We start from the raw sequence: 17,489 nt of genomic DNA, 5'->3' as shown, positions 1-17,489 counted from the left end.
CGGCGCGGAGCAGCCCGCCTACGGCCGTGGTGCGCGCGGGAGAGGACAGAAGTGACTTCCCCCTTCGGCCACCACCGTGTTCCCGGGGGCGATCTCCGTGAAGCCGGCGTCCCGGACCACCGGAAGACCGCTCGTGGTCAGGCCGGCCCAGCGGTCCGCGTCCGCAGTGCGCACGGAGAGCGGGAAACCGGCGTCGCGCCACTCCGCGCGCTGCTCGTCCGACAGCTCCCACCAGGCCAGCTGCGCGCCGTGGCCCACCTGGGCCATCGACTTGCCCGCCGTCATGTCGAGGTCGGGGCTCAGCCACAGGACGGGTGCCGTGCGGTCCGGGTCCGCCGGGGGCTCCGGGTCGTCCAGCTCCGTTCCCGACACCTGGAGCCGGGCCAGATCCTTGGGCCAGCCGTCGAGCGGGACCGGCGGGAACACCCGTACCTCGGCCGACTTCCCCGTCACCGTGATGCCGTCGAGCGCCTCCGCCCTGCGCCACTCGGCGCCGCGGGCCCGCCGCACCACCTTGCGGATCCGGGCGTCCTGCCAGTCGCGCATGACCTGCGCCCACTCGCCTTCGCCGGTCGCGCGCGGATCGGAAAGGATCACGAGGACCGCGCGGGCCGCCGTCTCCAGTGCGTCGGTGCGGGCCGGGGGAGCGGCCCGCTCGATCCGCGCCACGAGAGGCAGCACGAACTGCGGCGACTCGTCACGCGCGGTCCGCTCGGACCGGAAGGGGCTGTCCTGCGGCACCTCGGCAGAGGCGTCGGCGGCGTCGTTCGGGAGGGTCTGGTCGTCACTGCTCACCGGACCAGTCTGCCAGGCGGAAGATCGGTTCTTCGCGGGCCTTCGCGGCCGCCGCGATCACCCTGAGCAGGCGGTGCGCTGCGCCTCCTGCCACTCGCAGACGGGGCACAGCGTCACGCCCTTGCGGGACTCCGGGTACTCGGTGGGCTCGCGGCACAGCACGCACTCGGCGAACGGTTCCGGGCCGTTATCCGGGCTCGTACCGTTGGCGTGGCTCGTACCGTCGCAGTCGTCAGCAGCCATGCGGCCAGCCTAATAGGACCCGAACCAGCCCCCCGGTGCCTCCGCTAGCGGCCCGCCGTCGACCCGATCAGCTCTGACACCCGCACGAACCGGTACCCGCGCTCCCGCAGCTTCGGGACGACGGCGCGCACCGCGCGCTCCGTCGCCGGGGCCGCGCTGCGGGTGCAGTGCATGATGACGACCGAACCGGGCCGCACCCCGTCGAGCACCTGCTGCGCCACCGCGTCCGAGTCCGTCGCGAACGCGTCCCCGCTCACCACGTCCCACTGCACGGCCGTGACGCCCGCAGGCGTCAGCCTCCGCAGCACCTCCTGGTCGTAACACCCGCCCGGGAAGCGGAAGTACGGCACCGTGCGCTTCACACCGGCCTTGCGGAACGCGGTGAAGGCGCGCTCCACGTCCGACCGGATCTGCGCGGGCGCCATGGTGGGCAGGCCGTAGCACTTACCGGTGAAGGCGTAGTGGCTGTACGAGTGGTTGGCGACCTCGAAGAGCGGATCGCTCCCGATCGACCTGGCCTCGGCCGGGTACTCCTCGGCCCACCGCCCGGTCATGAACACGGTCGCGGGCACCTTCAGGCGGCGCAGTGTCGCGATCAGGGCCGGGTTGTCGAAGTGCTCACCGGCCGCCGCGCGGGGGCCCTCGTCGGCGGTCATGTCGGCGTCGAAGGTGAGGGCGACGGTGCGGTCCCGCGGGTGGGGCGCGTTCTTGAACACGGGGGTGAGACCGGCGGGTCCGGGCGCGAGCGTGGGCGGGCGCGAGGGATCGGCGGAGGCGGACGCGCCCACCACCGCCCGCCCCGGGTGCCCGGCGGATCCACCGCTCCCACCGCATGCGGCGGCTCCGACCCCCAGCGCGCCCAGGGCGCAGACCAGTGCAAATCTCCGTACATAGGTCATCACGCGGCGACAATAAACGTACTAATGCGATGAATTGCGCATCGTGCCGCGTGTGCGGTGCGGCGTCGGGCCAGGTGGGCGAAGGGCGGGGCTCAGGTGTCCCGCAGTGCCCTCGCCACCTGGTCGAAGAACCGCGCGTGCGCGGACTCGCTCGCCGGGAGTTCGGGGTTCCAGGGGAGCAGGCGTGCTCCGGCCGCGACCTGCTGCCAGTGCGGGTCCGCCGCGTACTGCTCGCGCGGGGCGGCGTTCGCGCGGGAGTCCACGAGCACGATGTCGGGAGTGAGCGCGGCGGCCTCTGCCCACCCGGCGGTGTTCCAGTTGGCGCCCGGCCCCTGTGGCGGTTCGACGGTCCGCACGCCGAGTGCGGTCAGCGCGCTCAGGTCGGGCCACTTGGCGGGCCGGGCCAGATGGACGCTGTCCGGTCCTCCCGGCGACAGGGCCAGCACCCGCCCCGGGTTGTCCCGCGCGGTCTGCTCCAACTCCCGCATGGCGCGCTCCAGTTCGGTCCCGGTCCGGTCCCGCGCACCGAGCGAGCGCGCCAGCTCGGCGAAGCGCTCCCTGACCGCGGTGAGCGAACGGCCCTGCCCGACGTCGACCACGACGACCGGGACGTGCTCCTCCAGGTGCTTCGCCACGTCGGGATCGACGCCGTACACCTGACCGCCGCCGTAGGTGACGGCGACGACGAGGTCGGGCTCGGCCGCGAGCACGGCCTCCAGGTCCACACTGTGGCCCGCCCCCAGGTAACGGACCTCGCCGAGCGGCAGCGTCCCCGCCTTGGCCGGGTCGGCGAGGTCCCCGTCGTGGAACGAACCGAAGATCCCCACCGGTCGTATCCCGTGGTCCCACAGCGTGGCGCCGGCCTGTATGTAGGCCACCACCCGTAACGGCACGTCCCCCGCGGCCGCCACATGCCCGCGGTCGTCGGTGAACTCCCAGGCTGCGTGTCGCTCCATGTGTCCCGTGTCCTTGTCCGAGGGGGCCGGCCTCCGAAGAGGGAGCCGTGAAGGGTCGTACGGGTCCCGCAACGGAACCCATAGGACCCTTCCCAAGGCGCCGGGACGGCACGCCAGGTGGCCGTGCGCAGTTGTGCGCCGCCCGGCTGCCGGACGCCACGGCGCAGGCGCCTACCCCCGCGCCAGCAACAGCTCCCTCGCCCCGGCCACGTCGAAGTCCGCCTTCGGGTACCGCGGGTCCAGCGCCTCCAGATGCTCCAGGAGCAGCTTGCTGACAGCCCAGTTGCGGTACCACTTGCGGTCCGCCGGCACGACGTACCAGGGCGCGGCGTCCGTCGAACAGCGCTCCAGCGCGATCTCGTACGCCTCCTGGTACGCGGGCCACAGGGCGCGGTCCTCGACGTCGCCCATGGTGAACTTCCAGTGCTTTTCCGGGTTGTCGAGCCGTTCGAGCAGCCGCTCGCGCTGCTCCTCGTACGAGATGTGGAGGAAGCACTTGACGACCGTCACGCCGTCCTCGGCCAGCGACTCCTCGAAGCGGTTGATCTGGCCGTAACGGCCGCCCAGTTGACGGCGCGGGGCGAGGCCGCGGACGCGGGCGGCGAGGACGTCCTCGTACTGCGAGCGGTCGAAGATGCCGATCTCGCCGGGCTCGGGGAGCGCCCGCATGATGCGCCACAGGAACGGATGGCCGCGCTCCTCGGACGTCGGCGCCTTGAACGCCTTGATGCGGCAGCCGGAGGGGTTGAAGAGGCCGATGACGTGCTTGACCGTGCCGCCCTTGCCGCTGGTGTCCATGCCCTGGAGGATCAGCAGGATCCGGCGCCGGTCGCCCGCCGTGCCGGAGGCCCACAGGCGTTCCTGGAGGTCGGCAAGGCGTTCACCCATTTGGGCGGTCGCCTCCCGGCCTGCGGCTTTGCCCGAGGGGCCCGCGGGCGTCGCCCGCGCGTCGTAGGAGGCGAGACTCACGGGCTTGCCGGCGGGGATGCGCAGCAGTTCACGAAGCGCGACGGGCTGGTCTCCGGCCCTGCCCCGGGACTTCCCGGCGCCCTTGGCCGTCTCGCCCTTGCCCTTCCGCTTCGTGCCCTTGTCGGCCTCGGCCACCACGCACCCCTTCCCGTCAGGTCCCTCGATCGTGCGACGGACCGGGCCGCGGCGCTACCGCTGCCAAGGGCCCGTCACGGCGAAGGTCGTCCCGGGTGTGTAGCAGTTGACGTACATCGTGTCGCCGTCCGGAGAGAACGTGACGCCCGCGAACTCGCCCCACGCCGGTTCCTGCGCCGTGCCGATGTTCTGGCGCCCGCGCGCCATCGCGTACACGTCGCCGCGGCGGGTCACCCCGAAGACGTGCTGCGCGCCCTCGCCGTCCTCGCACACCATCAGCCCGCCGCTGGGCGCCAGGCAGATGTTGTCGGGCTCCTCGCCCGGCAGCTGGACGTCGGTGCTCGGGCCGAAGACGATCACCAGCGTGAGCCGGCGCTTGTTCGGGTCGTAGCGCCAGATCTGCCCGAAGTGATCGGCCGCCGAGCCCTCCGCGCTGTGGGCGAAGGAGGAGACGAAGTAGACGGACGAGCCGCCCCAGTAGCAGCCCTCCAGTTTCTGCGCGTGCGTGATGCCCTTGGGGCCGAAGTCCTGGAGGCGGATGGGGGTCTGCGCGGCGAGCGGGTCGGGTACGTCGACCCACTCGATGCCGTCGAAGACCGCGCCCGTCTCCTGGATCACGGAGAGGTCGGGCACCCCGGGGACCCGCATCGCCTGGAGCGTTCCGCCCGCCCGCAGGGAACCGAGGCCGCCCTCGGGCTTCTCGGGCAGGAAGCGGTAGAAGAGGCCGAACGGTTTCTCGAAGGCGTCCTCGGTCTCGTAGACGACGCCCCGCTTCGGGTCGATCGCGATCGCCTCGTGCTGGAAGCGGCCCATCGCGGTCAGCGGCACGGCTCCGGAGCGGCGCGGGTCGGCCGGGTCGACCTCGAAGATGAAGCCGTGGTCCTTGGTGTAGCCGTTCGTGCCGGCCTTGTCCTCGGTCTCCTCGCAGGTCAGCCAGGTGCCCCAAGGGGTGTGTCCGCCCGCGCAGTTGACGGCCGTGCCGGCGATGGCGACGCGCTCGGACAGGACGTTGTTGTGCTGGTCGAGGGTGAGCGCCGTACAGCCGCCCTTGCCCATCGGGTCGTAGGTGAGCCCTTCGACGGCCGGTACGGCGATCTTCGCGGTGACGCGGTTCTCGTGGTTGCGGACCAGGTGGACCCGGCCGTGTCTGCCCTTCAGGGCCGTCATGCCGTCGTGGTTGCTGGGCACCTTGCCCTCGCCGGAGCGCAGCGGGTCGCCCTCGCGCGAGAGGACCTTGTAGCGGAAACCCGCGGGCAGGTCGAGCAGTCCGGCGGGGTCGGGCACCAGCGGGCCGTAGCCCTGCTTGCCGGGGCTCTGCGCGGCGGCCGTGCCCGCGAACAGCTCGGAGAAGCTTCCGGCGAAGGCGATCGCGGCGACGGAAGCGCCGCTGCGCGCGAGGACCTGACGTCGTGTTGCGGAGGACTGAGCGGTACGTGCGGTACGTGCTTCAGACATGGGGCAACCTCCTGTTGGCGGACAGGAACGGTGACCCGGTCGTGTGTATCACGCGGCATGGTTCACCGGAACCACGCGTGCGACGGCCTGTCCCTCGTGTCCCGGCCGTCACACGCCACCCCCGCACGTGCGTGAGCCCGCGCGCCTTACTCGCCCACGAGCCCCTTGGCGTCCCGCGCGAGCGCGGTCAGCCGGGAGATCGCACGGAAATACTTCTTCCGGTAGCCGCCGTTCAGCATGTCCTCGCTGAACAGCCGGTCGAAGGGGAGGCCGGAGGCGAGCACCGGGACCTCACGGTCGTAGAGCCGGTCGGCGAGCACGACGAGGCGCAGCGCCGTCGACTGGTCGGGGACCGGCTGCACGTCCGTGAGGCAGACCGCCTTCAGGTCGTCCGTCAGCGCGCCGTAGCGGCTGGGGTGCACGCGCGCGAGGTGGTCGAGCAGATGCGGGAAGTCGTCGAGCGAGGCGCCCGGGGTCGCGTACGCCGCCTTCGTCACCTGTTCGTCGGAGAACGGGGCGGGCGCTTCGGGCAGGCCGCGGTGGCGGTAGTCCTCGCCGTCGATGCGCAAGGGGCGGAAGTGGGCGGACAGGCCCTGGATCTCGCGCAGGAAGTCGGCGGAGGCGAACCGGCCCTCGCCGAGCTTGCCCGGCAGCGTGTTCGAGGTCGCGGCGAGCGCGACGCCCGCGTCGACGAGCTTGCCGAGCAGGGTCGAGACCAGGACCGTGTCGCCCGGGTCGTCCAGCTCGAATTCGTCGATGCACAGCAGCCGGTGCTCGCCCAGGGTGCGCACGGTCTGCTGGAAGCCGAGCGCGCCCACCAGGTTCGTCAGTTCGACGAACGTGCCGAACGCCTTCTGCTCGGGGGCCGCCGGGGCGGCGTGCCAGAGGGAGGCGAGGAGGTGGGTCTTGCCGACGCCGTAGCCGCCGTCCAGATAGACGCCGCGGGGCCCGGTGGGGGCCGCGGGCTTCTTGGCGAACCACCTCCGCTTGCCCGAACCGCTGGCGTGGGCGCCGCCGAGCCCGGCCGCGAAGCCGCTCAGGACCTGCACCGCCTCGGTCTGGCTGGGCTGATTGGGGTCCGGGATGTACGTCTCGAAGCGGACCGAGTCGAAGCGCGGCGGGGGCACCATCTCGGCGACCAGACGGTCCGCGGGGACGAGCGGCTCACGGGCGCACAGGGACAGCGGGGCCGCGTCGGCTATCGGACTCTGGGCCGGGGCGGTGGTGGAGGACGACACAGCACCCAACTCTAGACGCCGTGGGACACTGCGTGACATGCGACGCCTGTTCCCTGTGACGTACGAAACAGCAGATCACGCGGCCCACGAACCCCGTGAGTGGAGTCTCGACGAGCTCGCGGACGCCTACGCGTACCCCGCCGGGCAGGACGTATGGCTGCGCGCCAACATGGTCTCCACGCTCGACGGTGCCGCCCAGCACGACGGCCGCTCGCAGGGCATCTCGTGCCCCGCCGACATGCGGATCTTCGGCACCCTGCGCGGGCTCGCGGACGCCGTGCTGGTCGGTGCGGAAACGGTCCGTCTGGAGGGCTATCGCCCGGCACGCGCGCGTGAGGCCTTCGCCGCGCGCAGGGAGGCGGCCGGACAGGGCCCCGCCCCGGCCATCGCGGTGATCACCGCGAGCCTGGACCTCGACTTCTCCCTTCCGCTTTTCACCTCGCCCCTCGTCCCCACGTTCGTGGTCACCGGCGCCGGAGCGCCGCCCGACCGGATGGCGGCAGCGCGCAAGGCGGGCGCCGAGGTGCTGATCGCCGGCGAGGGCGCCAAGGTGGAGCCGGAGCGTGCGGTCCGGGCGCTCGCGGAGCGCGGGCTCAGCCGGCTCCTCACGGAGGGCGGACCCCGCATGCTCGGCCAGTTCGTGGCCGCACAGGTGCTCGACGAACTCTGCCTGACGCTGTCGCCGATGCTCGCCGCCGGAGACGCGCAGCGGATTGCCGGCGGACCGTCCCTGACCGTTCCCGAACGTTTCGAGATGGCTTCTGTGCTGGAAGAGGCCGGGTTCCTGTTCACCCGATACCGTCGGGGCTGACAATCAGCGGAATATGCCGTTCCGTTTTCCTTCCGCTGGGCACACTAAATCTCGCAGACCCCGTGCGGTCACGGGGCAGGATGGTTTCCGCAGGGACCGGTCGAGAGTCGACGGCCCACGGAGGAGAGAAGAAGGGCGCCTGTCGTGTTCACGAGCGTATTGATGATCGAGAAGGCCCTGACGTCCGCCGACGTGGAGTTCGTCACCACCTTGCACGGTGACGAGGAAGTCGCTTTCCATGTGCTGCTCCAGCCCCGCGGCGACCAGGCCGACCGCCTGCTGCGGGCCATCGACGACGTCGCCATGGGAGAGCTCGACGACGCGGCGAAGGAAAGAGACGTACCCGAGGGCGAGGACGCCGCGGAACCCGGCGAACAAGCTCTCCAGGTCTCCCTCACCGCACTCCACCAGGCCGGCTGCCAGGCGGAGGGCCGCCTCGTCGAGGATCACCCCCTGGACGCGCTGAAGTCCCTGGTCGACGAGATCAGCGCCGACGAGGTCATCGTCCTGACCGACCCGCACTACGTGGAGGAGTTCTTCCACCGCGACTGGGCCTCGCGCGCCCGGCACAAGGTGGGCGTCCCGGTGCTGAAGCTCTTCTCGTACAGCAAGGTGTAGCCGCCGGGGCGGCAACAGGGTTGCGCAGGCCGGGTGCGCGGAGAAAGTAGGCTGAGCCTGCCCGCACAGTGGGCACGCAGCAGCACACCGTCCCAGGGAGAAACCAATGGCACCCGGCCTGCCCACCGCCATGGACCGACCGCACTTCATCGGCATCGGCGGCGCCGGAATGTCGGGCATCGCGAAGATCCTCGCGCAGCGCGGCGCCCAGGTCGCCGGCAGCGACTCCCGGGAGTCCGCCACGGCCGAGGCGCTGCGCTCGCTCGGCGCCACGGTCCACATCGGCCACGACGCCGCGCACCTCGCGCCGGACGCCACCTGCGTCGTCGTCTCCTCCGCGATCCGCGCCGACAACCCCGAGCTGGCCCGCGCCGCCGAGCTCGGCATCCCGGTCGTCCACCGCTCCGACGCGCTCGCCTCCCTCATGGACGGCCTGCGCCCCATCGCGGTGGCCGGCACGCACGGCAAGACGACGACCACGTCGATGCTGGCGGTGTCGCTCTCCTCCCTGGGCCTCGACCCCTCGTACGCCATCGGCGGCGACCTCGACGCCCCCGGCTCCAACGCGCTGCACGGCGAGGGCGAGATCTTCGTCGCCGAGGCCGACGAGTCGGACCGCAGCTTCCACAAGTACGCGCCCGAGGTCGCCATCGTCCTCAACGTCGAGCTCGACCACCACGCCAACTACGCGTCGATCGACGAGATCTACGAGTCCTTCGAGACCTTCGCCTCCAAGATCGTCCCCGGTGGCACCCTCGTCATCGCCGCGGACCAGTCCGGCGCGGTCGAGCTCACCCGCCGGCTGCGCGACACGACGTCCCTCAAGGTCGTCACATACGGCGAGTCGGAGGCGGCCGACGTCCGCATCCACAAGGTCACCCCGCGCGGCCTGACCAGCGAGGTCACCGTCCTCCTCGACGGCAAGCTGCTCACCTTCACCGTCTCGGTCCCCGGCCGCCACTACGCGCACAACGCGGTCGCGGCACTCGCCGCCGGCGTCGCGCTCGGCATCCCCTCCCGCAACCTGGCCGCGGCGCTGAAGTCGTACACCGGCGTCAAGCGCCGCCTCCAGCTCAAGGGCGAGGAGAACGGCGTACAGGTCATCGACTCGTACGCGCACCACCCCACCGAGATGTCCGCCGACCTCGAGGCGATGCGCTCGGCCGCGGGGGACTCCCGGATCCTCGTCGTCTTCCAGCCCCACCTCTTCTCCCGCACCCAGGAGCTCGGCAAGGAGATGGGCGACGCCCTCGCCCTCGCCGACGCGTCCGTGGTCCTGGACATCTATCCGGCCCGCGAGGACCCGATCCCCGGCATCACCAGCGGCCTCATCATCGACGCGGCCCGCGCGGCGGGCGCCGACGTGGACGCCGTCCACGACAAGGCGACCGTGCCCGACGTGATCGCGGGAATGGCCAAGCCGGGCGACCTTGTTCTCACCATGGGTGCGGGTGACGTCACGGAGCTCGGCCCGCAGATCCTGGAACGCCTTGCCAAGTGAAGGACTGAGCTGAATGTCGTACGACGTCGAAAAGCCGGACGAGGAGTGGCGCGCGGAGCTGACCCCGGCGGAGTACGCGGTACTGCGCCAGGCCGGCACCGAGCCCGCCTTCGTCGGTGAGTACACGGACACCAAGACCGAGGGTGTCTACTCCTGCCGCGCGTGCGGCGCGGAGCTCTTCACCTCGGGCGAGAAGTTCGAGTCGCACTGCGGCTGGCCGTCCTTCTTCGACCCGAAGGACACGGACGCCGTCGAGCTGATCGCGGACCGCTCGCACGGCATGGTCCGCACCGAGGTGCGCTGCGCCCGCTGCGGCTCGCACCTCGGGCACGTCTTCGAGGGTGAGGGCTACCCCACCCCGACGGACCAGCGGTACTGCATCAACTCGATCTCGCTGAAGCTGGCGCCCGAAGCGGGCTGACCGGGGCTCCGGCGGAGGCTCAGTCCTCCGCCGGCGTCTCCGGGCGCATCAGCGGGTGGACGACGCCGGGGAAGACGCGGGCCCGGACCACCGGCTCCGCGGAGCCGCCCTGCACGACCGTCTCGGCGATGCCCCACGGCCGGCCGGGCAGGACGACGGTCAGCGTGTACGAGGACGCGCAGCCCATGCAGTCGTACTTGTCCAGCCACGTCTCGACGTCGGTGAGGCTGCCGGGGGCGCGGCCCACGTGGCGGTGGCGGGCGTGGCAGCGGTCGCACTTCTCGCCGGGCTCGCACGTGCCGCCGCAGGGGCAGGGGACGTCGAGGGAGTCCGCGGGCCGCCAGCGCTGGGTACGCACGGCCTCCGCGGTGGCGCCCATGTCCTTCATCGCCTTGAGATTCTTGGCGGCGACGACGTACGACTCTCCGGTCGACGTCATCCGGTGCCGGATCACGTGCTTGCGTCCGCGGTTCGTCGTCATCTGATTCCTCCTGGGTTCACGCAGCCCGCCAGGAGGCCCACGAGATCGTTCCTCCCCCACGGTACCGGGCCCGGCGGGTGACCTGGGCCCGCGAGGGTCCGCCGCCCGCGCCATCAGGGAGTATGGGGCCCACCTCGAAGACACCACGTAGGAGACCGGGCCCGTTGTCCCAGAAGCGCGAAACCCGTCCTGAGACCGTGGCGACCGATGGCTTCGGCCCCGGCGCCGTCCCTGAGGCCGGGCACCGCCGCCGGCTCGACCTGCGCGCCGACTGCGGGAGCTGTTTCGGCCTGTGCTGCGTCGCGCTGCCCTTCGCCAAGTCCTCCGACTTCGCCGCGGACAAGGCCGCGGGCCGGCCGTGCCACAACCTCCAGGACGACTTCGGCTGCGGCATCCACGCCACGCTCCGTGACAAGGGCTACTCGGGCTGCACGGTCTTCGACTGCTTCGGCGCCGGTCAGCAGGTGTCACAGGTCACGTTCGGCGGCGAGGACTGGCGTACGTCGCGCGGGACCGCGCGAACGATGTTCGACGTCTTCCCCGTCATGCGCCAACTGCACGAACTGCTCTGGTACTTGACCGAGGCGCTGGAGCTCGACCGGGCCCGCCCGGCGCACGCGGAGGTGCGGCGCGCCCTCGACGGGATCGAGGAGCTCACCCGCGCCGACGCCGCCACCCTCGCCGCGGCCGACGTCCCCACCCTCCGCGGCGAGGTCAGCGAGACGCTCCTGAAGGTCAGCGAGCTCGTACGGGCAGCCGTGCCCGGCCGCAAGAAGAACCACCGGGGCGCCGACCTGATGGGCGCCCGGCTCAAGGGCGCCGATCTGCGGGGCGCCAACCTGCGCGGCGCCTACCTGATAGCGGCCGACCTCACCGGCGCCGACCTGCGCGAGGCCGACCTGATAGGGGCCGACCTGCGCGACGCGCGCCTTCAGGGCGCCGACCTGACCGGCAGCATCTTCCTGACGCAGGCGCAGGTCAACGCGGCCCGCGGGGACGGCTCGACCAGGATCCCGAAGACCTTGAGCCGTCCCGCGCACTGGTAGGCACGTGCACTGGTGAGCATGCGCACTGGTGGGCACGCGCCCCTCGCCGCTCGGCGCTGGGTCAGATCCCCAGGGACTTCTTCAGGAAGTCGAGCTGGAACAGCAGAAGGTTCTCCGCGACGTCCTCCTGCGTGACCATGTGCGTCGCGCCCGGCAGCGGAAGCACCTGGTGGCTGCGGCCCGCCTCGAGCAGCGCCGCCGACAGGCGCAGGGTGTGCGCGACCGCCACATTGTCGTCGGCGAGCCCGTGCACCAGCAGGAGCGGCCGGCGCAGCAGGGGCGCGTCGGCGATCAGGGAGCAGCGGTCGTAGTTCTCGGGCTCCTCGTCGGGATGGCCGAGATAGCGCTCCTTCCAGTGGGTGTCGTACAGCCGCTGGTCGGTGGGCGGCGCGCCCGCCACCGCCGCGTGGAAGACGTCGGGCCTGCGCAGGACGGCGCCCGCGGCAAGGAAACCGCCGAACGACCAGCCGCGGATCGCGACCCGCGTCAGGTCGAGGTCGGGGAAGTCCGCCCCGGCCGCGTGCACGGCGGCGACCTGGTCGTCCAGCGCGTGCGTCAGGATGTCGCCGCGGATCTCCTTCTCCCACGCGGGACCGCGCCCCGGGGAGCCGCGCCCGTCCGTGACCAGGACCGCGAAGCCCTGCTCGGCGAACCACTGCGACAGGTGCGCCGGCCAGCCGAGGCCGCGCGTGGCGACCAGCAGGTGCTGGCCCCCGTACGGGTTGACCAGGACGGGGAGCCTGGCGCTGCCCGGCGTGTGCCACGACGGCAGGAACAGCTGGCTGCGCAACTCCCGCTCGCCGAGCCGCAGATGGACGGGGAGCGTGGGGACGACGGGACGCTCGGCGAGCGAGGTGATCTCCCCGTCGGGCCGGCCCTTCTTCATCACCTCCACGGTCACCCGGTCCTCCCGACGGCTCACGAGGACCGTGGTGCCGCCCGCGGAGACCGCCGTGTGCACACCCGGAGTGTCCGTGAGCCTGACGCAGCCCGCGTCGGGTGCCCACGTCCACACGTGGGTCTCGGTGGGCTCGTCGCCGCCTTCGAACAGCACCGACTCGCCCTGCGCGCCGAGGACTTGACGGACCTGCAGGCCCACCGGGGTCACCGGCTTCCCGGCCACGACGAGACGGCGTGTGTCCTGTTCGTCGCGGGTGGTCACCAGTGCGCCGGACGCCGTGCGGCACGGAGCGCCGGGGACCAGCTCGACCCAGGCCGCGTCGCGCTGCTCGTCCAGGACGCGGGTGGCGCCCGTCGCGGGGTCCACGGCCAGCGTGCGCAGCGTCCGCTGGTTGCGGCTCTGCACCGCGGCGAACGGGCCGTGCGCGTCCCACCCGGCGACGGGCACGTACTCGAACGCCCCGCGGTCCCAGTCCACTTCGGCCCGCGAGCCGTCCAGGCGCAGCACATGGAGGGACACGTCGGCGTTGGCCGTACCCGCCGCCGGGTAGCGCACGGCGCGGGGCGGCGCCGAAGGGTCGGCCGGGTCCGAGAGATACCAGCGCTGCACGCGCGACGTGTCCACGCGCGCGGCGAGCAGCGCGCCGCCGTCGGGCGCCCACCAGTGACCGCGCGCCCGGCCCATCGACTCCGAAGACGCGTGGTCGGTCAACCCGTAGGTGATGTCCGGGCCTTCGGGCGCCGCAAGCAGCCGGTCCTCGCCGTCGAGCGTGACGACGTACAGGGCGCCGCCGGTGACGTATGAGACCGAGCGGCCGTCGGGGGACAGGCGCGGGTCCACGACCGGGCCGGCCGCCGACACGGGGAACGGGACGCCGTCCGCGACGCGGACGGCCCAGAGCGCACCGGACAGGGCGTACGCGACGGTGCGGCACTCGGCGTCGGCCGAGTACGAGACGAGCCCGACCGCGCTCTCGCGCGCCCGCTCCCTGCGCACGCGCTCGGCGGCCGGCACGTCTCCCGCGCGCGCGGTGCGTGAGACGTCCACGAGGACGCGCTCGTCACCGTCCTCGTAGAGCCACAGCGCGCTCACGGGGTCGGCGCCGCCGCCCGTGCGCAGGAACAGGACGCGCTCGCCGTCCGCCGAGACCGTGAACCGGCTCGGCGCGCCCAGGGCGAAGCGGCGCGTACGGGCGTACTGGCGTGGGAACCCTCGGGCATCGTCCATGAGGGCACTCTGGCACGCCCCGCTGACACCCCGTCCGGTGGGCAACGCGGGCGGGCCCCCGCGCGCGTCAGCTGTCGGACTTCGTCCGCACCACCACGACCGAGCAGTGCGCGTGCTGCGTCACCTGCTGGCTCACCGAGCCGAGCAGCGCCCCCTTGAAGCCGCCGTAGCCGCGGGTGCCCACGACCAGGAGGTCGGCGGCGCCGGACGCCTCGACGAGGACCCTCGCCGCGGGCCCGTGCACCATGCGGCTGTGCACCGGGACGGGCGGGCTCTCGCCGACCGTCTCCGTGACGACGTCGAGGAGCTTGCCGCGCGAGGTCTCCGCGGGGGAGAGGAGCTCACGGCCGCCGGCCACCGTGCCCCCGTCCGCCGGACCGCCGAGGCTGAAGGGGTTCGTGGACCACTCCCAGCTCATGACGGCGTGCACCCGGCCGCCGACGAGCGTGGCCTGCCGCACGGCCCAGCGGAGGGCTTCCTTCGAGTGCTTCGAACCGTCGACACCGACGACGATCAACGGCTCCGTGGCCTGGCTCACCGAAGACTCCTCAGATGGGGATCGGGTGGGATCGGGTACCGCCCTTTTCCCCGTCCGGGGGCCTCTCGGCCGAAGGTTCACGCGAAGGTGCGATCATGTGCCGCCGTCCGGATGCCCGCCGAGGGCCACGGGTAGGGCCGGGCCATGACGCAGCCGTTCGAACTGCCGCACTTCTACATGCCGTACCAGGCGCGGCTCAATCCACACCTCGACGAGGCGCGGGCGCACTCCACACAGTGGGCCCGCGAGATGGGCATGCTGGAGGGGTCGGGCATCTGGGAGCAGAGCGACCTCGACGCGCACGACTACGGACTGCTGTGCGCGTACACCCATCCCGACTGCGACGGGCCCGCCCTGTCGCTCGTCACCGACTGGTACGTGTGGGTCTTCTTCTTCGACGACCACTTCCTGGAGACGTTCAAGCGGACCCAGGACCGCGAGGGCGGCAAGGCCTATCTGGACCGCCTGCCCCTGTTCATGCCGATGGACCTGTCGACCCCCGTGCCCGAGCCGCGGAACCCGGTCGAGGCGGGCCTCGCCGACCTCTGGGCGCGCACCGTGCCCGCCATGTCGGTGGACTGGCGCAGAAGGTTCGCCGAGTCGACGGAACACCTCCTCAACGAGTCGATGTGGGAGCTGTCCAACATCAACGAGGGGCGGATCTCCAATCCCGTCGAGTACATCGAGATGCGCCGCAAGGTCGGCGGCGCGCCCTGGTCGGCGGGGCTCGTCGAGTACGCGACCTCCGAAGTGCCCGCGCCCGTCGCCGGGTCAAGGCCGCTGCGCGTCCTGATGGAGACGTTCTCCGACGCCGTGCACCTGCGCAACGACCTCTTCTCGTACCAGCGCGAGGTCGAGGACGAGGGCGAGCTGAGCAACGGCGTGCTGGTCCTGGAGACCTTCTTCGGGTGCACGACACAGGAGGCGGCGCAGGCCGTCAACGACATCCTCACCTCGCGCCTCCACCAGTTCGAGCACACCGCGCTCACCGAAGTGCCCGCCCTCGCCGTGGAGAAGGGGCTCACGCCGTCCGAGCTCGCCGCTGTCGCCGCGTACACACGGGGTCTGCAGGACTGGCAGTCGGGCGGCCACGAATGGCACCTGCGCTCCAGCCGCTACATGAACGAGGGGGCGACCGGGAGCAATCCCCTGGCGGGGCCCACCGGAATCGGCACGTCGGGCGCGGACATCGGCGCGCTGCTCGCCGCGGCCGGCGCCGAACGCCTGCGCGCCTACACGCACGTGCCGTACCAGAAGGTGGGGCCGTCCCTGCTCCCCGACTTCTACATGCCGTTCCGGCTCCGGCTGAACTCCGGCCTTCAGGAGGCCCGCCGGCGCATCACCCCTTGGGCGCACGCCATGGGCATCCTGGAGGAAGGCGTCTGGGACGAGGACAAGCTCGCTGCCTACGACCTGCCCCTGTGCTCGGCCGGTATCGACCCCGACGGGGACCAGGACGCCCTGGACCTGAGCGCCGCCTGGCTGGCCTGGGGGACGTACGGGGACGACTACTACCCGCTCGTGTTCGGGCACCGGCGTGACCTCGCCGCGGCGAAGCTGTGCACCGAGCGGCTCTCCGCCTGCATGCCCGTCGAGGGCGGCGAGATCCCGCCGCCGGTGAACGCGATGGAGCGCGGCCTCGCCGACCTGTGGATCCGCACCGCCGCAGGCATGACGACCGAGCAGCGGCGCACCCTGAAGGCGTCCATCGACGTGATGACGGAGAGCTGGGTGTGGGAGCTGTCCAACCAGCTCCAGAACCGCATCCCGGACCCCGTCGACTACCTGGAGATGCGCCGCGCCACCTTCGGCGCCGACCTCACCATGAGCCTGAGCCGGATGGGCCACGGCCCCGCCGTGCCGCCCGAGGTCTACCGCAGCGGCCCCGTCCGCTCCCTGGAGAACGCGGCCGTCGACTACGCGATGCTCCTGAACGACGTGTTCTCGTACCAGAAGGAGATCGAGTACGAGGGCGAGATCCACAACAGCATCCTCGTCGTACAGAACTTCTTCGGCTGCGACTACCCGACCGGACTCGGCGTCGTACACGACCTGATGACACAGCGCATGCAGCAGTTCGAGCATGTCGCCAGCCATGAATTCCCCGTCCTGTACGACGACTTCAAGCTGTCGCGGGAAGCCCGGGAGACCATGGACGGCTACGTGGTGGAGCTGCAGAACTGGATGGCCGGGATCCTCAACTGGCACGCCGAATGCCGCCGTTACGGAGCCGATGACCTGGCCCGGCGCGCGCATGGCTTCGTGCCGGGACAGTTGCCGACCCCTGTCACCCGGAATGCGGGATTCGCGGGATCTTCGTGGGGTGTGGTGAGTCCTGTGGGGTGAAGGCGGCCACTGACCGGCCGGGCCACGGGGGATACAACGAGGATCATGGAAGGGCTGGCGGGCGCGGTGCGGGACTCCGCGCCCGCCGTGGCGGACGGTGAACCGAGGCCGTACGTCGCGCCGTTGGCCGTTCCGCCCGTCCTGCGTGCCGACTCCACGGACGCCCTGGGGGAGACCGAGATCGCCCGATGCCAGAAATGCCCGGTTCAGTCTCACTCGTTCGGGGATCGTCGCGCCGGGTGCGGACGGGTAGAGCTTTGGCCGGAGGTGGGCCATGGAACAGACCGCGTTGCGCCCCAAGTCAATGCCAGGAGCCCCGCGTCGGGAGGCGTCGGCCGCCGCCCGGGGGAACGGTTCGGGCGGCCGCCGCCCGCACGCGGCGCGGCGCCGCGGCAAGCGCCTCGTCACCCTGCTGCTCGGGCTGCTGTTCGGGGCGGTGCTCGTGCTGTCGGGCGTCGGCCTCGGCACGGTCGGTGCGGCCGTCATAGGCATGAGCAAGCTGGCCGAGATGCAGCAGCAGGCGGGGGCGGCGCCGCGGCCTTCGGCGGTGCCCGCGCCGTCCGCCGCTCCCACGGGCTTGCCGTCGCCGTCGCCGTCGGCACGCCCCGTGCGGGCGGCGCTCGGCGTCGAGGCGGTGGACGCGCCCAAGGACGCGGGGGCACTGCTCGTGGGCGTGCACGTGCCCGGTCCCGGCTACACGGCGGGTCTCGTTCGCGGTGATGTGCTGATCGCCTTCGGCGGGACCCGGATCGGCTCCGCGGGCGACCTCGCCCAGGCGGTCGAGTCCGCACATCCGGGCCGGCAGGTCACGCTGACGGTCCGGCACGAGTCGGGCGTGCGCCAGGCGCTGGCGGTGACCCCTGGAGTGGTGACTTAGGGGGCCGGGGCCTCTCGTTCGGATCAGGCCGG

The 17,489-nt window shown here is 72.0% G+C and carries 17 protein-coding genes; 7 read left to right on the top strand and 10 right to left on the bottom strand.

All coding sequences use genetic code 11. The features are described 5' to 3' along the window. Positions 1 to 18: 18 nt before the first annotated feature. The 7 genes from AC07EJ_RS20425 to zapE all read right to left on the bottom strand — a co-directional run bounded on the left by AC07EJ_RS20425 (position 19) and on the right by zapE (position 6,690). Positions 19 to 795: a peptidyl-tRNA hydrolase gene (locus tag AC07EJ_RS20425; RefSeq protein ID WP_393583020.1), complete on the bottom strand. Its 777-nt coding sequence runs from the start codon at positions 793 to 795 to the stop codon at positions 19 to 21. A gap of 57 nt (positions 796 to 852) precedes the next feature. Then, positions 853 to 1,038 carry a hypothetical protein gene (locus AC07EJ_RS20420; protein WP_393583019.1) on the bottom strand — a complete coding sequence of 62 codons (186 nt, stop codon included), beginning with the start codon at positions 1,036 to 1,038 and terminating at the stop codon, positions 853 to 855. A 44-nt stretch (positions 1,039 to 1,082) separates the two neighbouring features. After that, positions 1,083 to 1,940, bottom strand: coding sequence for a polysaccharide deacetylase family protein (locus AC07EJ_RS20415; RefSeq protein ID WP_389480370.1), 858 nt, complete (start codon positions 1,938 to 1,940; stop codon positions 1,083 to 1,085). A gap of 89 nt (positions 1,941 to 2,029) precedes the next feature. Continuing rightward, positions 2,030 to 2,893: an ABC transporter substrate-binding protein gene (locus AC07EJ_RS20410; RefSeq protein WP_389480372.1), complete on the bottom strand. Its 864-nt coding sequence runs from the start codon at positions 2,891 to 2,893 to the stop codon at positions 2,030 to 2,032. A gap of 171 nt (positions 2,894 to 3,064) precedes the next feature. Continuing rightward, positions 3,065 to 3,997, bottom strand: coding sequence for a polyphosphate kinase 2 family protein (locus AC07EJ_RS20405; protein WP_389480374.1), 933 nt, complete (start codon positions 3,995 to 3,997; stop codon positions 3,065 to 3,067). A gap of 54 nt (positions 3,998 to 4,051) precedes the next feature. Continuing rightward, a complete protein-coding gene (locus AC07EJ_RS20400; protein WP_478884642.1) occupies positions 4,052 to 5,452 on the bottom strand; it encodes an alkaline phosphatase PhoX in 1,401 nt (466 codons plus the stop codon). Between the two features lie 146 nt (positions 5,453 to 5,598). Further along, entirely contained in the window at positions 5,599 to 6,690 is a 1,092-nt protein-coding gene (gene zapE / locus AC07EJ_RS20395; RefSeq protein ID WP_389480378.1) for a cell division protein ZapE, read from the bottom strand. Between the two features lie 37 nt (positions 6,691 to 6,727). Here zapE and AC07EJ_RS20390 point away from each other — a divergent pair, with 37 nt between their 5' ends. The 4 genes from AC07EJ_RS20390 to msrB all read left to right on the top strand — a co-directional run bounded on the left by AC07EJ_RS20390 (position 6,728) and on the right by msrB (position 10,041). Beyond that, the gene (locus AC07EJ_RS20390) at positions 6,728 to 7,501 is read left to right on the top strand and encodes a pyrimidine reductase family protein (RefSeq protein ID WP_389480380.1); all 774 of its coding nucleotides are present in this window, start codon (positions 6,728 to 6,730) and stop codon (positions 7,499 to 7,501) included. A 144-nt stretch (positions 7,502 to 7,645) separates the two neighbouring features. After that, on the top strand, positions 7,646 to 8,119 hold the full coding sequence (locus tag AC07EJ_RS20385; RefSeq protein ID WP_389480382.1) for an indole-3-glycerol phosphate synthase: 474 nt from the start codon (positions 7,646 to 7,648) through the stop codon (positions 8,117 to 8,119). 106 nt (positions 8,120 to 8,225) lie between these two features. Then, positions 8,226 to 9,620 carry a UDP-N-acetylmuramate--L-alanine ligase gene (murC, locus tag AC07EJ_RS20380; RefSeq protein WP_389480385.1) on the top strand — a complete coding sequence of 465 codons (1,395 nt, stop codon included), beginning with the start codon at positions 8,226 to 8,228 and terminating at the stop codon, positions 9,618 to 9,620. 13 nt (positions 9,621 to 9,633) lie between these two features. Further along, a complete protein-coding gene (msrB, locus tag AC07EJ_RS20375; protein ID WP_389480388.1) occupies positions 9,634 to 10,041 on the top strand; it encodes a peptide-methionine (R)-S-oxide reductase MsrB in 408 nt (135 codons plus the stop codon). 19 nt (positions 10,042 to 10,060) lie between these two features. Here msrB and AC07EJ_RS20370 read toward each other — a convergent pair whose 3' ends face one another. Next, the gene (locus AC07EJ_RS20370; RefSeq protein ID WP_389480390.1) at positions 10,061 to 10,522 is read right to left on the bottom strand and encodes a hypothetical protein; all 462 of its coding nucleotides are present in this window, start codon (positions 10,520 to 10,522) and stop codon (positions 10,061 to 10,063) included. A 197-nt stretch (positions 10,523 to 10,719) separates the two neighbouring features. On the opposite strand from AC07EJ_RS20370, the gene AC07EJ_RS20365 reads away from it, so the two are divergent. Then, positions 10,720 to 11,568: a pentapeptide repeat-containing protein gene (locus AC07EJ_RS20365; RefSeq protein WP_478884641.1), complete on the top strand. Its 849-nt coding sequence runs from the start codon at positions 10,720 to 10,722 to the stop codon at positions 11,566 to 11,568. A gap of 61 nt (positions 11,569 to 11,629) precedes the next feature. Here the strand turns inward: AC07EJ_RS20365 and AC07EJ_RS20360 are convergent, their stop codons facing one another. Continuing rightward, a complete protein-coding gene (locus AC07EJ_RS20360) occupies positions 11,630 to 13,696 on the bottom strand; it encodes a prolyl oligopeptidase family serine peptidase (RefSeq protein ID WP_478884640.1) in 2,067 nt (688 codons plus the stop codon). A 67-nt stretch (positions 13,697 to 13,763) separates the two neighbouring features. Continuing rightward, entirely contained in the window at positions 13,764 to 14,234 is a 471-nt protein-coding gene (locus AC07EJ_RS20355) for a universal stress protein (protein WP_389480397.1), read from the bottom strand. Positions 14,235 to 14,378: 144 nt separating this feature from the next. Between AC07EJ_RS20355 and cyc2 the strand changes: the two genes are divergently transcribed. Next, positions 14,379 to 16,580 (top strand): germacradienol/geosmin synthase Cyc2, encoded by a 2,202-nt coding sequence (gene cyc2, locus AC07EJ_RS20350; protein ID WP_389480399.1) that lies wholly within the window; start codon positions 14,379 to 14,381, stop codon positions 16,578 to 16,580. Between the two features lie 274 nt (positions 16,581 to 16,854). Next, positions 16,855 to 17,457: a PDZ domain-containing protein gene (locus AC07EJ_RS20345; protein WP_389480402.1), complete on the top strand. Its 603-nt coding sequence runs from the start codon at positions 16,855 to 16,857 to the stop codon at positions 17,455 to 17,457. Positions 17,458 to 17,489 lie beyond the last annotated feature (32 nt).

The sequence above is a fragment of the Streptomyces sp. NPDC045026 genome, assembly GCF_056432625.1.
This window is presented reverse-complemented; position numbering and strand designations above follow the sequence as displayed.

Bases quoted from the DNA above. Each gene is read 5' to 3' on its own strand.
- AC07EJ_RS20390 (WP_389480380.1), top strand. From the start codon at position 6,728: ATGCGACGCCTGTTCCCTGTGACGTACGAAACAGCAGATCACGCGGCC.
- cyc2 (WP_389480399.1), top strand. From the start codon at position 14,379: ATGACGCAGCCGTTCGAACTGCCGCACTTCTACATGCCGTACCAGGCG.
- AC07EJ_RS20420 (WP_393583019.1), bottom strand. From the start codon at position 1,038: ATGGCTGCTGACGACTGCGACGGTACGAGCCACGCCAACGGTACGAGC.
- AC07EJ_RS20410 (WP_389480372.1), bottom strand. From the start codon at position 2,893: ATGGAGCGACACGCAGCCTGGGAGTTCACCGACGACCGCGGGCATGTG.
- AC07EJ_RS20360 (WP_478884640.1), bottom strand. From the start codon at position 13,696: ATGGACGATGCCCGAGGGTTCCCACGCCAGTACGCCCGTACGCGCCGC.
- AC07EJ_RS20370 (WP_389480390.1), bottom strand. From the start codon at position 10,522: ATGACGACGAACCGCGGACGCAAGCACGTGATCCGGCACCGGATGACG.
- murC (WP_389480385.1), top strand. From the start codon at position 8,226: ATGGCACCCGGCCTGCCCACCGCCATGGACCGACCGCACTTCATCGGC.
- AC07EJ_RS20400 (WP_478884642.1), bottom strand. From the start codon at position 5,452: ATGTCTGAAGCACGTACCGCACGTACCGCTCAGTCCTCCGCAACACGA.
- msrB (WP_389480388.1), top strand. From the start codon at position 9,634: ATGTCGTACGACGTCGAAAAGCCGGACGAGGAGTGGCGCGCGGAGCTG.
- AC07EJ_RS20345 (WP_389480402.1), top strand. From the start codon at position 16,855: ATGGAACAGACCGCGTTGCGCCCCAAGTCAATGCCAGGAGCCCCGCGT.